Below are 15,596 nucleotides of genomic sequence, written 5' to 3'. Positions count from 1 at the left end.
CCTGCCTCTCGCCAAACCGCCCGGCATGTGGCTACGCTGAAGCGGATCGGGAGGAGTGGTCCGTGCAGGTTGGTGTCAGGCGGGAGCAGCGTGCCGGGGAGCGCCGGGTCGCGGCCACTCCGGAGACTGTGCAGCAGCTGACCGCCCTCGGCCTGGACGTCGTGGTGGAGAGCGGGGCGGGGATGGAATCCGGCTACCCCGACGCGGCCTTCAAGGAAGCAGGCGCCACAACCATCGCCGAACTCCCGCTCGAATCGTTGGACGTCCTCCTGCACGTCCGGCCGCTGACCCCGGACTTCGCGGCCACGCTGCAGCAGGGCACCATCACCATCGGGTTCGCCTCCCCGGCGTCGGAACTGCCGACCGTCCGGGCCCTTGCCGCGGCCCGCATCACCTCCTTCGCGCTCGAACTGGTCCCGCGGATCTCCCGTGCCCAATCCATGGACGCGCTCAGTTCCCAGGCCCTCGTCGCCGGCTACCGCGCGGTGCTGGAGGCAGCCGTACGCTATCCCCGGTTCTTCCCGCTCTATATGACCGCCGCCGGGACGGTCCCGCCCGCCCGGGTGCTGGTCCTGGGGGCCGGCGTCGCCGGGCTGCAGGCGATCGGCACCGCGAAGCGCCTCGGTGCCCGGGTATCGGCCAATGACATCCGGGCGGCCTCCGCCGACGAAGTCGCCTCCATGGGCGCCACGTTCATCAACCTGGACCTCGACACCCCGGCGGAGGGGACCGGAGGCTATGCCCGCGAACTCGGCGAGGACCGGGCCGCGCGCCAGCGCGGCCTCCTGGCCCCGCATGTCGCGGCCGCGGATGTCCTCATCACCACGGCGGCCATTCCCGGCCGGGCCGCCCCCTTGCTCGTCACGATGGACATGGTGACCGGCATGCGGGCCGGTTCCGTCGTCGTCGACCTCGCCGCCGAATCCGGCGGCAACGTCGAAGGCGTCATCGCCGGCCGGGACGTCCAGGTGCCCGTCGTGGGCGGCTGCGTGACCCTGGTCGGACTGCAGGATGCGCCCTCCGCGATGCCCTCGGACGCGTCGCGGCTGTTCGCCAAGAACGTCAGCAACCTGCTCGCCCTGATGACCGCCGACGGCCAGGTCAGGCCTGATTTCGACGACGAGGTTGTCGCCGGCGCCTGCCTGACCCGCGCCGGCTCCGTGCAGCACGCGGCCACCGCGTCCGCCTTGGCGGCATTGAACTTGGCGCCACCGAAGGAGGGACAGCCCTGATGGATCCGGTCACGCTGCTGACGGTCGTGGTGCTCGCCGTCTTCGTAGGCTTCGAAGTGGTCTCCAAGGTCACCAGCAAGCTGCACACCCCGCTCATGTCCGGCGCCAACGCCATCCACGGCATCATCCTAGTCGGCGCGATCATCGTGGCGGGGCAGGCAGGCGATCCCTGGCTGCTGACGATCGCCCTCCTCGCCGTGGTCCTGGCGACGGCGAACCTGGTTGGCGGATTCGTGGTCACCGACCGGATGCTGGAGATGTTCGGCGGCCGGAAGAATGCCCGGACGCCTGGCCGCCCCCGCTCCGGCGCCGCGGTCGGCGACAGGGTCGACGGCGCGGTCAAGGGTGCTGGCAGGGGCGCGGGCAAGTGAGCATCCTCGGGCCCGGATGGACGGCCCTGCTCTACCTCGTGGCTGCCGTCTGCTTCATTCTGGCCTTGAAGGGCCTCAGCTCACCGCGGACGGCACGCCGCGGCAACGCCATCGGGGCCGCGGGCGCACTCGTGGCCGTGGTCACGGTGTTCCTCGCCGCGAAGCTGGACAACATTCCGCTTATCCTGGCCGCCATAGCCGCCGGCTCGGCCGTCGCCGTCCCGGTGGCCCGGCGCGTGCAGATGACCCAGATGCCCCAGTTGGTCGCCCTGTTCAACGGGGTCGGAGGCGGGGCTGCCGCGCTGGTCGCCGTGCTCGAACTGGGCCACAGCGAGGACCCGTGGGTGCGCCTGGCGGTCGTCTTCACGATGCTGGTCGGTGCGGTCTCGTTTGCCGGTTCCGCGGTGACGGTGGGGAAGCTGCAGGAGCTGATCGGCACCCGCCCCCTGCTCTTTCCCGGCATGCCGTGGGTGATGGCGGTGGTGCTGCTCGGCGCCGTCGCATCCGGCATCCTCGTCGTTTTCAGCGGTTCCGCCGGCTGGGCGCTCGCCCTTCTGGTGCTGGGGCTCGCGGCCGGCCTGCTGCTGGTGCTGCCGGTCGGGGGAGCAGATGTGCCGATCGTGATTTCGCTGCTCAACGCCTTCACCGGTCTCGCTGTTGCGGCGTCCGGGGTGGTGCTGGGCAACGTGCTGCTGCTCGTCGCCGGGACGCTCGTCGGGGCGAGCGGAACCATCCTCACCAAGGTGATGGCCTCCGCGATGGGACGCGGAGTGGCCGGGATCATGTTCGGGGCGTTCCGCGGCGGCTCGACGGCGGGTTCGACCATCCAGAGCGGCCGGCCGGTGCGCTCCTCCTCGCCGGAGGACGTCGCCGTCCAGCTCGGCTACGCCCAGCGGGTGGTGATCGTCCCCGGCTACGGGCTGGCTGTGGCGCAGGGACAGCACACCGTGGCTGAGCTCGCCACGGCCCTCGCGGCGCGCGGCGTGGAGGTGGTCTTCGCGATCCACCCGGTGGCGGGACGGATGCCGGGCCACATGAACGTGCTGCTCGCAGAAGCCAATGTGCCCTATGAGTCGCTGCGGGAACTGGATGAGGTCAATCCGGAGTTCGCCAACACCGACATCGCACTCGTGGTGGGCGCCAACGACGTGGTGAATCCGGCGGCGAAGTCCTCTCCCGGATCGCCGATTTTCGGCATGCCGATCCTGGAGGTGGTGCAGGCCCAGCAGGTGGTGTTCCTGAAGCGCTCGATGCGCCCCGGCTTCGCAGGCATCGAGAACGAGCTCCTGCACGACCCGAAAACAACGCTGCTGTTCGGGGACGCGAAGGACTCGCTGGCCAAAGTGCTCGGCGCCGTCAAGGCCCTCTGAAGGCCGCCACGGGGGCATGGCGGTTGCCCTGGTCAGGACAGCGCGGTGCAGCCACGGGGGCAGGGCGGTTGCCGTGGTCAGGACAGCGCGGTCAGAACAGCGTGGGCTGCGCGGCGTCGGCCTGCACGCCTCCGTGCCGGAGTGTTCCGGCGGCCTTGTCCGGGATGCTGCCGGCAGGATACCGGGCCTCCTCCTCCCGCGGATCGTCGTTGGGGTCGCGGTGGCTGAACCCCTGGGAGCCGGAGAAGCCATGGAGTCCCTTGAAGTGCCGGACGCGTCCGGCCAGCCAGGCCCGGTATTCCTTGGAGGCGTAGGATCCGGTGCCATATAGGCTCCGGTACCGGCCGACGAGTTGCGGATATTCCTTGGCGATCCACTGCATGAACCATTCCCGGGTGCCCGGTTTCAGGTACAGCGCCCCTGCCGTGACGCCGGTGGCCCCGGCAGCCGCCAGGGATCCGAACAGGGAGTCCAGCGCTTCGTCGCTGTCCGAAAGCCAGGGCAGGATGGGCATCGCCATGACGCCGCAGGGCAGTCCTGCCTCCCGGAGCCGGGTGATCAGTTTCAGCCGCGCCCGCGGACCGGGGGTTCCGGGCTCGACGGCCTCGGAGAGCCGTTCGTCGGTCATGGCCAGCGAGATGCCCACGCCCACCGGAACCTGGGCCGCGGCGTGCTTCAGGAGCGGAATGTCCCGGGCCAGCAGCGTGCCCTTGGTCAGGATGGACAGGGGAGTGCCGGAATCGGCGAGGGCGCCGATGATGCCCGGCATCAGCCGGTAGCGGCCCTCGGCCCGCTGGTACGGGTCCGTGTTGGTGCCGAGGGCCACATGCTGGCGGCCCCAGGACGGTTTGGCGAGTTCCCGGCGCAGGACCTCGGCGGCGTTGATCTTGACCACGACCTGGCTGTCGAAGTCCAGGCCGGCGTCGAAGTCCAGGTAGGTGTGGCTCTTGCGGGCGAAGCAGTAGACGCAGGCGTGGCTGCAGCCGCGGTACGGGTTGATGGTCCATTCGAACGGCATCCGTGAACCGGCCACCACCTTGTTGAGCACCGATTTGGCGGTGACCTCGTGGAAGGTGATGCCGGCAAACTCCGGGGTGGAGACTGAACGGACCAGCCCCACCAGCGGGAGCAGCGCATCGGTGGCGCGCGCGGCCGGGGATCCGGTGCCGCCATGTCCATCGTCAGGAATACTCCCGCCACGGCTGTCACCAGGGACGGTATTTCCGGGAGCAGTATCTCCAGGGGCGGTATCTCCAGAAGCGGTGAGTGCTTGTGCGTCCCATCTCATTGCTCAATTCGAAGGTATGTTCGAGTTTAAGTCAAGGTGGCAACCGGAAGGCAGCGCCCCTCGGCACGCCCTCCGCATGCCTCTGCGGGCAGTTCAGGCGATCAGTTCCCAGACGACGCTGACCGTCTCGCTGACGCTGGACTCGCCGGCTTCGACGGTGAGCGCGTCCGCCGCGACGGCGCGCTCCATCTTCGCCAGGGGGATGGGCGCCTGGAAGCCGGACTGCCGGGTGATGGAGAGGACCTTCCCGAGCCCGGCCCCGGACAGGGAAGCGAAGTGCTGCGCGGCCGTGAGGGCGTCCTGCCACGCGGCTTCCCGGGCCCGGGCCGTGACGGCCGACGGATCCGCGAAACCGAGCTCCAGGCCGTTGAGCCGGACGTCGTTGCCGCCGGCCGCCACGGCTGCCGCGATGACCTCCGAGGAACCGGCCAGTTCGCGGATCCGGACACTGAGCATGCTGGAGGCGAGGTACCCGGAGACCGTCTGCCCCCGGCCTTCCTGCCAGTTGACCTCGGCGCGGACGTTGAGGCCCGAGGTGGTGATGTCCGGCCTGCCGACGCCGTGGTCCCGGAGCACCGCGGTGATCGCGGTCGAGACCTTTCCGGCGTCTCCGTAGGCCGTGCCGACATCCTGGCGGCGGCACTCGACGCCGATGGACAGGGTCAGCAGGTCGGGTGCGGCTTCCGCGCTGCCGGATCCGGTGACCGCAATGGTCCTGGGGCTCTCCGTCATGTCATGCCTCATTCCGCTCAGGGTCCGCGCGGCCCGGGCCAGGACTGCCGTCAGGGCTGCCGCCAAGCTTGCCGCCCACTTTTCTGTGCCCACTACCGTCCGGGTAGCCGCCGGCCTGCAGCCCGGCCTGGAGCTCGAAGAAGTTCCCCGTCCCCGGATTGCCGGTCCGCCAGAGGGACCACCCCGCCGCCAGGAAGTACAGCGGCAGGAACGGCAGCCCGAGGCACCAGGCATACTGGGTGCTGTGGCGTCCCTCGTGCCCCAGCAGCGCGGCGTTGGACAGGGCCTCCGCCGGGCCGGCGCGGAACAGCACCACGTTGCCGACCGTGAATGCCCCGGCGAAGGGGAGCCGCCAGCGGTAGCCGGCGGCAATCAGCAGCCCGCGGGGCCCGTTGCTGACAGTGGTGCGGGCGGCGGCGGCCAGCAGAAGCCCCAGGAGGGTCGAGCCATTAAGCACATTGGCAAGTTGCCGCAGCCGTTCTCCGGGCGTCATGAAGCCATAGTAGCGGGGTTGGCCCGGTCCCGTTCGGGCACGGCGGCGCCGTCTACTAGACTGGGGGGAGGGTGCCCGCCGGAGGGATTTCGGCGTGGCCGGCCCTCGGTGACTGCCTTGTGGCCCTGCCCTGTGACCATGCCCTTGTGACCACACCATATGACCTGCCTTGTGACCCTGCCAGATGTTGACGAAAGAAGCGCTGCCAGCAAACGCCCGCAGCCGCACCGCCGTCGGCATGACCCGACTCGTAGCTAAGAACAGTAGATGACTGACACTTTGCCGGGCGCTGCCATCCCGAATCCTCTGGATGAAGCCGCCATCACCGCCGCCGTAGACCAGGCCGTTGCCGCCATAGCCGCCGCCGCCACGCTCGATGAACTCAAAGCCGTGCGGCTCGCGCACACCGGCGAAAAGTCCGCGCTGAGCCTCGCGAACCGTGGGATCGGCGGGTTGCCCAAGGACCAGAAGGCCGCCGCCGGGAAACTCATGGGCGCCTCCCGCGGACGCGTCAACAAGGCGCTCGCGGACCGCACCGCCGAACTCGAAGCCGAGAACGACGCGCGGATCCTGGTCGAGGAGACGGTCGACGTTACGGCGGCTCCGCGCCGCCGTCGTGCCGGTGCCCGGCATCCGCTGTCCACCCTGCAGGAACGCGTGGCGGACATCTTCGTCGGCATGGGCTGGGAAATCGCCGAAGGCCCCGAGGTCGAGTCCGAGTGGTTCAACTTCGACGCGCTGAACTTCAAGCCGGACCACCCGGCCCGCGAAATGCAGGACACCTTCTTCGTGGAACCGCCCGAGGCCCACCTGCTGATGCGCACGCACACCTCCCCGGTGCAGGTCCGCTCGATGCTGGAACGCGAACTGCCCATCTACGTGCTGTGCCCGGGCAAGGTGTTCCGCACCGATGAGCTCGACGCCACCCACACCCCGGTGTTCCACCAGTTCGAAGGCCTGGCGATCGACAGGAAGCTCAGCATGGCCGACCTCCGCGGCACTTTGGAGCACTTTGCGCGCCAGATGTTCGGCGACGAGGCCCAGATCCGGCTGCGCCCCAACTACTTCCCGTTCACCGAGCCGTCCGCGGAGCTGGACATCTGGCACCCGGGCGCCAAGGGCGGACCCGGCTGGATCGAGTGGGGCGGCTGCGGCATGGTCAACCCCAACGTGCTTCGCGCCGCCGGCATAGATCCGGACATCTATTCAGGTTTTGCCTTCGGCATGGGCATCGAGCGGACGCTCATGTTCCGCAACGAGGTCGGCGACATGCGCGACATGATCGAAGGCGATGTACGTTTCAGCGAGCACTTCGGGATGGAGATCTAACCGTGCGTATCCCACTTTCCTGGCTGCGTGAATTCGCGCAGGTACCGGCCGGAGCAACGGCCGAAGACGTCATGGCCGAACTGGTCAAGGTCGGTTTTGAAGAAGAAGCGGTCCACCGCCCCACGGACAGCCTCCAGGGTCCGATCGTGGTGGGCCAGGTGCTGAGCATCGTCAAGGAGCCCCAGACCAACGGCAAGACCATCAACTGGTGCCAGGTCCGGGTTGTCCCCGAAGGCCAGCAGCAGACCCTCACAGGAGACGGCATCGACCCCTCCGGCGTGCAGGGCATCATCTGCGGCGCCCACAACTTCGTCGAAGGCGACAAGGTGGTGGTCACCCTGCCGGGCGCCGTGCTGCCCGGGGACTTCCGCATCTCCGCGCGCAAGACCTACGGCCACCTGTCCGCCGGCATGATCGCCTCCGTCCGCGAACTGGGCATCGGCGAGGACCACGACGGCATCCTGGTGCTCCCGAGGATCGGGCTGGATCCGGAAATCGGTACCGACGCCATGGAACTGCTGGGCCTCTACGACCAGGCCGCCGAGATCAACATCACGCCGGACCGCGGCTACGCGTTCTCGATCCGTGGCGTGGCCCGCGAGTACGCCCACGCCACCGGCACGTCCTTCACGGACCCGGCGTCCAGGGTGCAGGCACCCGCGGAGCCGACCGGCGGCTACGGCGTCAAGCTCAACGACGACGCCCCCATTTACGGCAAGCCCGGCTGCGACCGCTTCGTGGCCCGCACCGTGCGCGGCGTGGACGCCACCCGGCCCACCCCGCCGTGGATGTCCTCACGGCTCCGGCTCGCCGGGATCCGCTCCATCTCCCTGCCGGTGGACATCTCCAACTACGTCATGCTCGAGCTCGGCCAGCCGAACCACTGCTATGACCTGGACAAGCTCTCGGGCGACATTGTGGTCCGGCGTGCGGTCGCCGCGGAGAAAATCACCACCCTGGACGGCAAGGAGCGCACGCTCGACGCCGAGGACCTCCTGATCACGGACGCCTCCGGAGCGATCGGCATCGCCGGCGTCATGGGCGGCGCCCACACGGAGGTCTCGGATTCCACCACCAACGTCCTCGTCGAGGCGGCGCACTTCGACGAAGTGTCCATCGGACGCTCGCGCCGCCGGCACAAGCTGCCCTCCGAAGCGTCCAAGCGTTTCGAGCGGGGGGTGGACTGGCACGTCGCCAATGTTGCCGCGCAGCGCGTGGTTGACCTCCTGGTCGAGCTCGCCGGCGGCACCGCCGATGAGGCCGGGACCGACGTCGGTACCGCACCGGACGCCGTCACGATCGCGCTGCCCGCCGCGTTCGCCTCGGACCGGATCGGGATCGACTTCACGCAGGAGCAGATTGTCACCTCGCTGGAGGACCTCGGAGCCGTCGTGGTGAAGAACGACGGCGGCTGGACAGTCACGGCCCCGAGCTGGCGCAACGACCTGGAAACCAAGGAAGACCTCTCCGAGGAAATCGCGCGGCTCGTCGGCTACGACAAGATCCCCGCGACGCTTCCGGTGGCGCCCCCCGGCCGCGGCCTGACCCGCGTCCAGCAGCAGCGCCGCCGCCTGGTCCAGTCGCTGGCCGCCGCCGGCCTCACCGAGGTCATGGCCTACCCGTTCGTCGCCAAGGCGGACAACGACACCTTCGGCGTGCCCACGGCAGGGACGGCCCGGCAGGCCCTCAAGCTCGCCAACCCGATCAGCGAGGAGCACGGCTACCTGCGGACCTCCATCCTGCCCGGGCTGCTCGAGGTGGCCAAGCGGAACCACTCCCGCGGCTTCCGGGACCTGGCGCTGTTCGAGGCCGGCCTCGTGTTCCTCCCGGGCGAAACGCCGGGCACCGCCACCATCCCCCCGCTCGGCGTCAAGCCCTCCGATGAGGTCCTCGATGCGCTGTACGACGGCGTCCCGGACCAGCCGCTGCACCTCGCCGCCGTCCTGACCGGCCATGACTCGCCGGCCGCCGCCGGCCACACGCCCCGCCCGTGGGACTGGGCCGACGCCCTGGACATCGCCCGGCTCGCCGGCGACGTCCTCGGCGTCGAGATCGTGGTCAGCCAGGGCCGGCACCAGGCCTTCCACCCGGGACGGGCCGCGCAGCTTGCGCTCCGCTCCGGCGAGGTGCTGGGCTACGCCGGCGAGCTGCACCCGAAGCTGCTGGCCGCGCATGACATGCCGGCCCGTTCCGTGGCCGTGGAGTTCAATGCCGACGCCCTGTTCGAAGCCGCCGCCGACGTCATCGTGGCCCGGCACATCTCGAGCTACCCCGTGGCCAGCCAGGACGTCGCCCTCGTGGTGGCGCAGGAGGTCCCGGCGGAGGAGGTGCTCGCCGCCCTGCGCGAGGGCGCCGGCGGACTGCTCGAGGACGTGGCGCTCTTCGACGTCTACGCGGGCAAGGGCATCGAGGAAGGCAAGAAGTCGCTGGCGTTCAGCCTGCGCTTCCGCGCCGATGACCGCACCCTGACCGCCGAGGAAGCGTCCGAGGCCCGCGCGGCCGCCGTCGCGGTGGCCCACGAACGCTTCGGCGCGGTCCAGCGCTGACCGGCTGACCGCGTCAGGAGCCGGCCGGTGCAGCCACTGCCCGTTGTGCGTTCCTTCCCTCCCATCCGCCTTTCCGGCTGCCCGGAAGGCCACCCGGAGGGACGGCCGGAAGGGCGGCCGGGAGGGCTGGAGCGGGACGCGCTGGCGCTGCTGGATGCCGTCGAGCTGCAGCGCGCCGCCGCCATGATGCCAGGGCCGCGGGCAGCGTTCCTGTCCGGCCGGCTGGCGCAGCGGCGCTTTGCCGCCGAGCTGCTGGGAGTGCCGGCCTCCAGACTGACCGTGGACTACCGCTGCCCGCGCTGCGGGACCGGCGCCGGCATCTCCCACGGCCGGCCCGGCTACGCTGTGTCTGGATCCTCCCTGGCCGGCTCCGCTGCGCCGTTGCTGCTCAGCCTGTCCCGGAGCTCGGGGTGGACTGTGCTCGCGGCGGTGCCCGATCCGGAACCGGGCCTGCGGCTGGGGATCGACGTGGAGGATCCCGCACGGATGGATTTTGACGGGTTCGACGACGTCGCCCTGGCCCCCGCGGAAAAGCAGGAGCTGCTCGGGCTGGCAGGTACCGCGCTGCTGCGCGCGCGGGCGCGGCTGTGGACCCGGAAGGAAGCCTGGCTCAAAATGGGCGGCGAAGGGCTGCGGACCGCCCCGGAAACCCTTGACGTCCTGCACCGGACCGGGCTCCGGGACCTGCCCGCGGCGGAAACGGGCCTGCCCGCGGACCTTGTTGCCGCCGTCGGGCTGTCCGCCTGAGCGCGCTGTCCGCCTGAGGCGGCACACACCTACCGCGGCAGGGCCGGGAGGGCCGCTTCGAAGAGCCAGGGGTGCAGCAGGGCCTCCGCATCGATGCCCGTCGCGGCGTTCGCGGCCAGGATGAACCCGGCCGTGGAGACCGTGCCATGGCGGTGGCGGTCGGTCCAGTCATGCAGGAGCGCGAAAAACGCCAGGTCGCCGCAGGCCACGCGCAGAGCGTGCAGCGCGAGGGCCCCCCGCTTGTAGACGCGGTCATCGAACATCAGCGCGGGCCCGGGGTCGCCCACGAGCAGGTCCTGTCCGGCCGCGTTGAGCTTCCGCCATGCGGTGGCGGCGCGGTCGGCGATGGACATGACGCCTGCCTCTTCGGACCAGATCCATTCCGCGTAACAGGCGAAGCCCTCGTGCAGCCAGATGTCCTTCCAGGAGGCCGCCGTCAGGGAGTTCCCGAACCACTGGTGGGACAGTTCGTGCGCGATCAGCCGTTGCGATTCCCAGTGCTGTTCCAGGTGGTTGCGGCCGAAGATGGACAGGGTCTGCGCCTCGAGCGGGATCTCCAGTTCGTCCTCCGTCACCACGACGGTGTAGTCCGCGAACGGGTAGGGGCCGAAGCAGTCGGCGAAGGTGCGCATCATCCCGGGCTGGCGCGCCAGCCCTTCGCGGGCGGTGTCCGCCAGCGACGCCGGAACGGCGGCATACTGCGGCACCTGCCCGGCCGGCCGCAACGGGTGGAGCGTCAGGAACTCGTAGCGGCCGATCTGGACGGTGGCGAGGTAGGTGGACATGGGTTCGGCCTGCTCGTAGACCCAGGTCTCGCGGCTGGACCGGCTGCTGCGCGAGATCAGGACCCCGTTGCACACAGCCCGGTAGTTGGCATCCGTGGTCACCGAGATCCGGTAGCTGGCCTTGTCCGCCGGGTGGTCGTTGCAGGGGAACCAGGAGGCCGCGCCGTTGGGCTGCCCGGCCACCAGGACGCCGTCCGTGAGTTCCTCCCAGCCCACCTCGCCCCACAGTCCACGGCGCGGGGCCGGGTTGCCCTCGTAGCGGATGTCCAGGCTGAACTCTTCACCCGGCAACAGGGCGGCATCGGGGACCACCACGAGCTGCTCGCCGCGCTGGCTGAACCTGCGCACCTTCCGGCCGCCGAGCCGGACCCTGGTGGCGCGGAGCCCGGTCAGGTCCAGCACAATGGCCGACGTCGGCCGCCGGGTGACCGCGTGCAGGACGGCGCGCCCGCTGAGGCGGTTGCTGCTGAGTTTGTAGTCGATCTCGAGTTCGTACCGGGTGACCCGGTACGCAGTGCTGCCGTGGCCGGGCAGGTAGGGATCCGGCGCGGCCTCTTCCGGATCCGGGGGCAGGACGTTGCCGCTGCTGGCTGGTGCGCTGGAACTCATGGACGGACCTTTGGTTGTGCTGTTATTCCCGCTGGCGCAGGGTTGGGCTACCTGGGCTTCGGGGCAGGAACCGACGGCCCGCCCCAGGGGCTCACGGGGTTGCCCATCCAGTATGTCGCGGCAGGCACCGTCTCGCCCCGCATGACGAGCGACGCCGGCCCCACCGTGCCGCCCGTGCCGATCCTCGCCTGCGGGAGGATGACCCCGTGGGGTCCCATGGTTGCTCCGTCCTCGAGCGTAACAGTGTCGATGCTCATCACACGGTCGTGGAACAGATGGGTCTGGACGACGCAGCCGCGGTTGACGGTCGAATTCCTGCCCAGCGTGACGAGGTCGGCTTCGGGCAGCCAGTAGCTCTCACACCAGGTGCCGGCGCCGATCCTGGCGCCGAGGGCCCTGAGCCACCAGACCAGGGCCGGCGTCCCTGTGGCCGCCCGCGCGAACCACGGGGCGCTGACCATCTCGATAAACGTATCCACCACCTCGTTCCGCCAGATGAAGGAGCTCCAGAGCGGGTGCTCGCCGGGACGGATCCGTCCCACCAGGACCCACTTGGCCAGCACCGCGCTGCCTGCCGCCACGGCGCCGGCCAGCACGACCACCACCCCGCCCAGGACCGCGGCAATGCCGTAGTTGAAGGCGCCGGCGATCCAGTCGAAGGTGAGCAGGACGGCCGCCGCGATCCCGACCGTCAGCACGACCGGGACAAAGCGGCACAACTCCCACAGCGTGCGGGCAACCTTGAGCCTGAACGGCGGCTCGTACGTCCGCGTGTCATCGGAGGCGATCGCGGTGCGCCGGAGGCGTACGGGCGGACTGCCAAGCCACGACGTCCCGGCTTTTGCCTTGGCGGGGGTGGCCGAGAGCACCGCCACAAGCGAGTTTTTGGGGACGTTTCGTCCGGCGGCGGTCATGCCGGAGTTGCCCAGGAAGGAGCGCTTGCCGATCTTGGCCGGGGCAATCCTCAGCCAGCCGCCGTCGAGTTCGTAGGACGCCACCATCGTGTCGTCGGCCAGGAAGGCGCCCTCGCCCACGGTCGTCATCCGGGGGATCAGCAGCACGGTGGAGGCCTCCACGTTCCTGCCGATCTTTGCGCCGAGCAGCCGCAGCCAGACCGGTGTGAACAGGCTGGCGTAGACCGGGAACAGCAGGTCGCGGGCCAGGTCGAGGACGCGTTCCGTGGCCCAGACCTGCCAGCCGATCCGGCTGCGGACCCGGTAGTAGCCTGCCTTCAGCCCGATGCCGAGGAGCCGGGTGGTGAGCAGGATCAGCAGGAGGTTGGCCAGGAACCAGGCCAGCGCAGCCGGCGGGAGGGACAGCACGAGCCGCGGCAGCGCCGCGGACAGCGATGCGCTGCCCTGGATGAACGCGTAGGCCACCATCGCGGCCGCGGCAGCGGAGGCATAGGGGATCAGGGCCAGCAGCGCCGAGGCCGAGGCGAAGCCTGCGAACCAGAGCCGGCCGATCAGATGATGCTCCCCGGGGATGTCCGGCCGGGAATGCTTGGCCTTGCCCCGGCGCTCGGCCGGGGATCCCGCGACGAGCTGGCCGGCCTTGACCTTGCCCAGCACGGCCGAGCCGGGTTCCACCTGGGCGCCGGCGCCGATGGTCGCTCCCGGCATGAGCGTGCTGCGCGCCCCGACGGTGGCGCCGGCGCCGATACGGATCGAACCGATGTGGACGACGTCCCCGTCGATCCACCAGCCGGAGAGATCGACCTCGGGCTCGATGTTGGAACCGCTGCCGAGCGAGAGCAGTCCCGTGACGGGCGGGAGCGAGTGCAGCTGGACGTCGTTGCCGATCGTGGCGCCGAGCGCCTTGGCGTAGTACGGCACCCAGGGGGCGCTGGCCAGGCTGATGGCGCCGGCGAGGTCCTGGATCTGCTCAGCGAGCCAGAGCCGCAGGTGGACCCGGCCGGAGCGGGGATACGTTCCCGGCACCACGTTCCGCAGCAGGAGGCGGGCGGCGGCCACGGAGATCAGCATCCGGCCCGCGGGGCTGACGAAGACGAGCCAGGCGGCGCCGACCCACCACCAGGAGAGCGTGGGGGCGGCCCTGAAGCCGGCCAGCGCGGACAGCAGGTTGTTCGCGGCCATCAGGTACGTCAGCCAGCGCATGCCCACGAGGATGTGCAGCGGAATGCCCATCAGGGTCTGGAAGATCCGGGACTTGCGGGCCGTGGGCCGGACAAAACGTTCCGGGGCGGGCCCGGCACCGCCTTCGGGCAGCGACTGGCGGGCCGCGTCGATGAGCGCGCCGATCCGTGGGGTGGCATAGATGTCGGCCACCGTGATGGTGGGGTACCGGACGCGGAGGGCGGAGACGAGCTGCGCGGCGGCGAGTGAGCCGCCCCCGTAGGCAAAGAAGTCGGCGTCGAGATTCGTGACGGCGCTGCCCAGCACGGCGGTCCACTGCTCGAGGATCCAGCGGGCGTCGTCCGGGAGGTTCAGCGGTGCGTTCCCGGCGTCGGCGGCTCCGGCGCCGCCGAGCGGCCAGGGCAGGGCGTGCCGGTCCACCTTCCCGCTGGTCTTGGTGGGCAGCGCATCCACGAGCGTCAGGAGGGGGATCAGCGGCGCCGGCAGGCTGGCGCCCAGCAGCTCCCGTGCGGCGGCGAGATCGATCTCCCGGCCGGCCGCGGGGGACAGGTAGCCGACGAGGATCTGGTTGCCCGCCGCCGTCGTCTGCACCGCCGCGGCGGCGCCGGCGATGTCCGGCAGCGACTGCAGGGCGGCGTCGATTTCGCCCAGTTCGATCCGCCGGCCGCCGAGTTTGACCTGCTCGTCGGCGCGGCCCTGGAAGACCAGGCCTTCGGCCTCGTAGCGGACCAGGTCACCCGAGCGGTAGGCACGCTCCCAGCCGAGCGAGGGCATCGGGGCGTATTTTTCGGCGTCCTTGGCCGGGTCCAGGTAGCGGGCCAGCCCGACGCCGCCGATGATCAGCTCGCCCACCGCGCCTTCGGCGACGGGCACCGAGTCGGCGCCGACGACGGCGAGGTCCCAGCCGTCCAGGGGGAGGCCGATCCTGACGGGTCCGGGCCCGCCCAGCGGCGCCGCGCAGGCCACCACCGTTGCCTCGGTGGGGCCGTAGGTGTTCCAGACCTCGCGGCCCTCGACGGCGAGCCGTTCCGCGAGCTCCACCGGGCAGGCCTCGCCGCCGAAGATCAGCAGCCGGACGCTCTCCAGGGATTCCGCCGGCCAGAGCGCGGCGAGCGTGGGAACGGTGGAGACGACGGTGATGCCGTGGCTGATCAGCCAGGGGCCGAGGTCCATGCCCGTCCGCACCAGTGCCCGGGGTGCGGGCACGAGGCAGGCGCCGTGGCGCCACGCGAGCCACATTTCCTCGCAGGAGGCGTCGAAGGCCACCGACAGGCCGGCAAGGACACGGTCCTGCGGCCCGATCGGCTCGTCCGTCAGGAAGATGCGGGCCTCGGCGTCGACGAAGGCCGCGGAGGAGCGGTGCCGGACCGCGACGCCCTTGGGGGTTCCGGTGGAGCCGGAGGTGAAGATCACCCAGGCGTCGTCGTCGGGGCCCGGCAGCCGGCCGGCAGGGAAGGGCCGGGGCCGCTGGCTGTCCGTGACAATCCCGCCGCCGCCGCGCAGGATGCCGGCGACGTTCGCCTCGCTGAAGACGAGTCTGGCGCGCTCGTCAGGATCGTCCGCGTCCACCGGGACGTAGGCTGCCCCCACCAGCAGCACGGCCAGGATCGAGATGTAGAGCTCGTTGGTGCCGGACGGAATCCGGACGCCGATCCTGTCTCCCGCGCCGAGTCCGGCCAGATGCAGCCGCGTCGCGGCCGCCCGGACCTCCGCCAGGAGCTGGGCGTAACTCAGCGAGCGGCGGCCGTCGTCAAGGGCCGAGGCGTCCGGAAAGCGTGCTGCGGTGTCCTGGAGGATGTCGATCAGGGTACGCTCCGGCGGCGCCGCGAGGGCGCCCGGCAGCTGCGCCCGGTACACGACGGCGCCGGCGGGGCGTTTAATGTTGGGCGTTGGCTGTTCAGTCACAGGGTGATTGTCGCCGCCTCAGATGAACAAAAGGTGTCGTGTTTGCCTGTTGTTGTCCGGTTGTTGTCCGGTTGGTCTCCCGGTGCTTGCCGG

At 70.4% G+C, this 15,596-nt stretch carries 11 protein-coding genes; 6 read left to right on the top strand and 5 right to left on the bottom strand.

Features of this window, described 5'->3' with window-relative positions:
* Positions 1–62: 62 nt before the first annotated feature.
* The 3 genes from J9611_RS07555 to J9611_RS07545 are packed head-to-tail and all read left to right on the top strand — an operon-like array spanning position 63 to position 2,973.
* Positions 63–1,232 carry a Re/Si-specific NAD(P)(+) transhydrogenase subunit alpha gene (locus J9611_RS07555; protein WP_211879031.1) on the top strand — a complete coding sequence of 390 codons (1,170 nt, stop codon included), beginning with the start codon at positions 63–65 and terminating at the stop codon, positions 1,230–1,232.
* The gene (locus J9611_RS07550; RefSeq protein ID WP_211879029.1) at positions 1,232–1,603 is read left to right on the top strand and encodes an NAD(P) transhydrogenase subunit alpha part 2; all 372 of its coding nucleotides are present in this window, start codon (positions 1,232–1,234) and stop codon (positions 1,601–1,603) included. Before J9611_RS07555 ends, J9611_RS07550 begins: the two co-directional genes overlap by 1 nt.
* Positions 1,600–2,973 carry an NAD(P)(+) transhydrogenase (Re/Si-specific) subunit beta gene (locus tag J9611_RS07545; protein ID WP_211879027.1) on the top strand — a complete coding sequence of 458 codons (1,374 nt, stop codon included), beginning with the start codon at positions 1,600–1,602 and terminating at the stop codon, positions 2,971–2,973. Before J9611_RS07550 ends, J9611_RS07545 begins: the two co-directional genes overlap by 4 nt.
* A gap of 91 nt (positions 2,974–3,064) precedes the next feature.
* Here J9611_RS07545 and J9611_RS07540 read toward each other — a convergent pair whose 3' ends face one another.
* The 3 genes from J9611_RS07540 to J9611_RS07530 all read right to left on the bottom strand — a co-directional run bounded on the left by J9611_RS07540 (position 3,065) and on the right by J9611_RS07530 (position 5,486).
* Positions 3,065–4,261 carry an Rv2578c family radical SAM protein gene (locus J9611_RS07540; protein WP_211879026.1) on the bottom strand — a complete coding sequence of 399 codons (1,197 nt, stop codon included), beginning with the start codon at positions 4,259–4,261 and terminating at the stop codon, positions 3,065–3,067.
* Positions 4,262–4,354: 93 nt separating this feature from the next.
* The gene (locus tag J9611_RS07535) at positions 4,355–4,993 is read right to left on the bottom strand and encodes an SIMPL domain-containing protein (protein WP_211879024.1); all 639 of its coding nucleotides are present in this window, start codon (positions 4,991–4,993) and stop codon (positions 4,355–4,357) included.
* Position 4,994: 1 nt separating this feature from the next.
* On the bottom strand, positions 4,995–5,486 hold the full coding sequence (locus tag J9611_RS07530) for a hypothetical protein (RefSeq protein WP_246527505.1): 492 nt from the start codon (positions 5,484–5,486) through the stop codon (positions 4,995–4,997).
* Positions 5,487–5,753: 267 nt separating this feature from the next.
* Here J9611_RS07530 and pheS point away from each other — a divergent pair, with 267 nt between their 5' ends.
* The 3 genes from pheS to J9611_RS07515 are packed head-to-tail and all read left to right on the top strand — an operon-like array spanning position 5,754 to position 10,108.
* Positions 5,754–6,815, top strand: a complete 1,062-nt coding sequence (pheS, locus tag J9611_RS07525) for a phenylalanine--tRNA ligase subunit alpha (protein WP_211879022.1) — start codon at positions 5,754–5,756, stop codon at positions 6,813–6,815.
* 2 nt (positions 6,816–6,817) lie between these two features.
* Positions 6,818–9,361 carry a phenylalanine--tRNA ligase subunit beta gene (gene pheT, locus J9611_RS07520; RefSeq protein WP_211879020.1) on the top strand — a complete coding sequence of 848 codons (2,544 nt, stop codon included), beginning with the start codon at positions 6,818–6,820 and terminating at the stop codon, positions 9,359–9,361.
* A gap of 27 nt (positions 9,362–9,388) precedes the next feature.
* Positions 9,389–10,108, top strand: coding sequence for a 4'-phosphopantetheinyl transferase family protein (locus tag J9611_RS07515; RefSeq protein ID WP_307857039.1), 720 nt, complete (start codon positions 9,389–9,391; stop codon positions 10,106–10,108).
* Positions 10,109–10,137: 29 nt separating this feature from the next.
* On the opposite strand, the gene J9611_RS07510 is transcribed toward J9611_RS07515, so the two are convergent.
* Together J9611_RS07510 and J9611_RS07505 are read right to left on the bottom strand one after the other, a co-directional pair.
* On the bottom strand, positions 10,138–11,502 hold the full coding sequence (locus J9611_RS07510; protein ID WP_211879018.1) for a M1 family metallopeptidase: 1,365 nt from the start codon (positions 11,500–11,502) through the stop codon (positions 10,138–10,140).
* A gap of 47 nt (positions 11,503–11,549) precedes the next feature.
* The gene (locus J9611_RS07505) at positions 11,550–15,503 is read right to left on the bottom strand and encodes a Pls/PosA family non-ribosomal peptide synthetase (RefSeq protein ID WP_307857038.1); all 3,954 of its coding nucleotides are present in this window, start codon (positions 15,501–15,503) and stop codon (positions 11,550–11,552) included.
* Positions 15,504–15,596 lie beyond the last annotated feature (93 nt).

Origin of the sequence: Pseudarthrobacter albicanus, from assembly GCF_018224015.1 — a bacterium.
GTDB lineage: Bacteria > Actinomycetota > Actinomycetes > Actinomycetales > Micrococcaceae > Arthrobacter > Arthrobacter albicanus.
Note: the sequence above shows the minus strand (reverse complement) of the source record. Positions and strands in the feature narration are given on the sequence as shown.

Coding starts and splice junctions, on each gene's coding strand:
- J9611_RS07550 (WP_211879029.1), top strand. CDS start 1,232: ATGGATCCGGTCACGCTGCTGACGGTCGTGGTGCTCGCCGTCTTCGTA.
- J9611_RS07540 (WP_211879026.1), bottom strand. CDS start 4,261: ATGAGATGGGACGCACAAGCACTCACCGCTTCTGGAGATACCGCCCCT.
- J9611_RS07535 (WP_211879024.1), bottom strand. CDS start 4,993: ATGACGGAGAGCCCCAGGACCATTGCGGTCACCGGATCCGGCAGCGCG.
- J9611_RS07530 (WP_246527505.1), bottom strand. CDS start 5,486: ATGACGCCCGGAGAACGGCTGCGGCAACTTGCCAATGTGCTTAATGGC.
- pheS (WP_211879022.1), top strand. CDS start 5,754: ATGACTGACACTTTGCCGGGCGCTGCCATCCCGAATCCTCTGGATGAA.
- J9611_RS07510 (WP_211879018.1), bottom strand. CDS start 11,502: ATGAGTTCCAGCGCACCAGCCAGCAGCGGCAACGTCCTGCCCCCGGAT.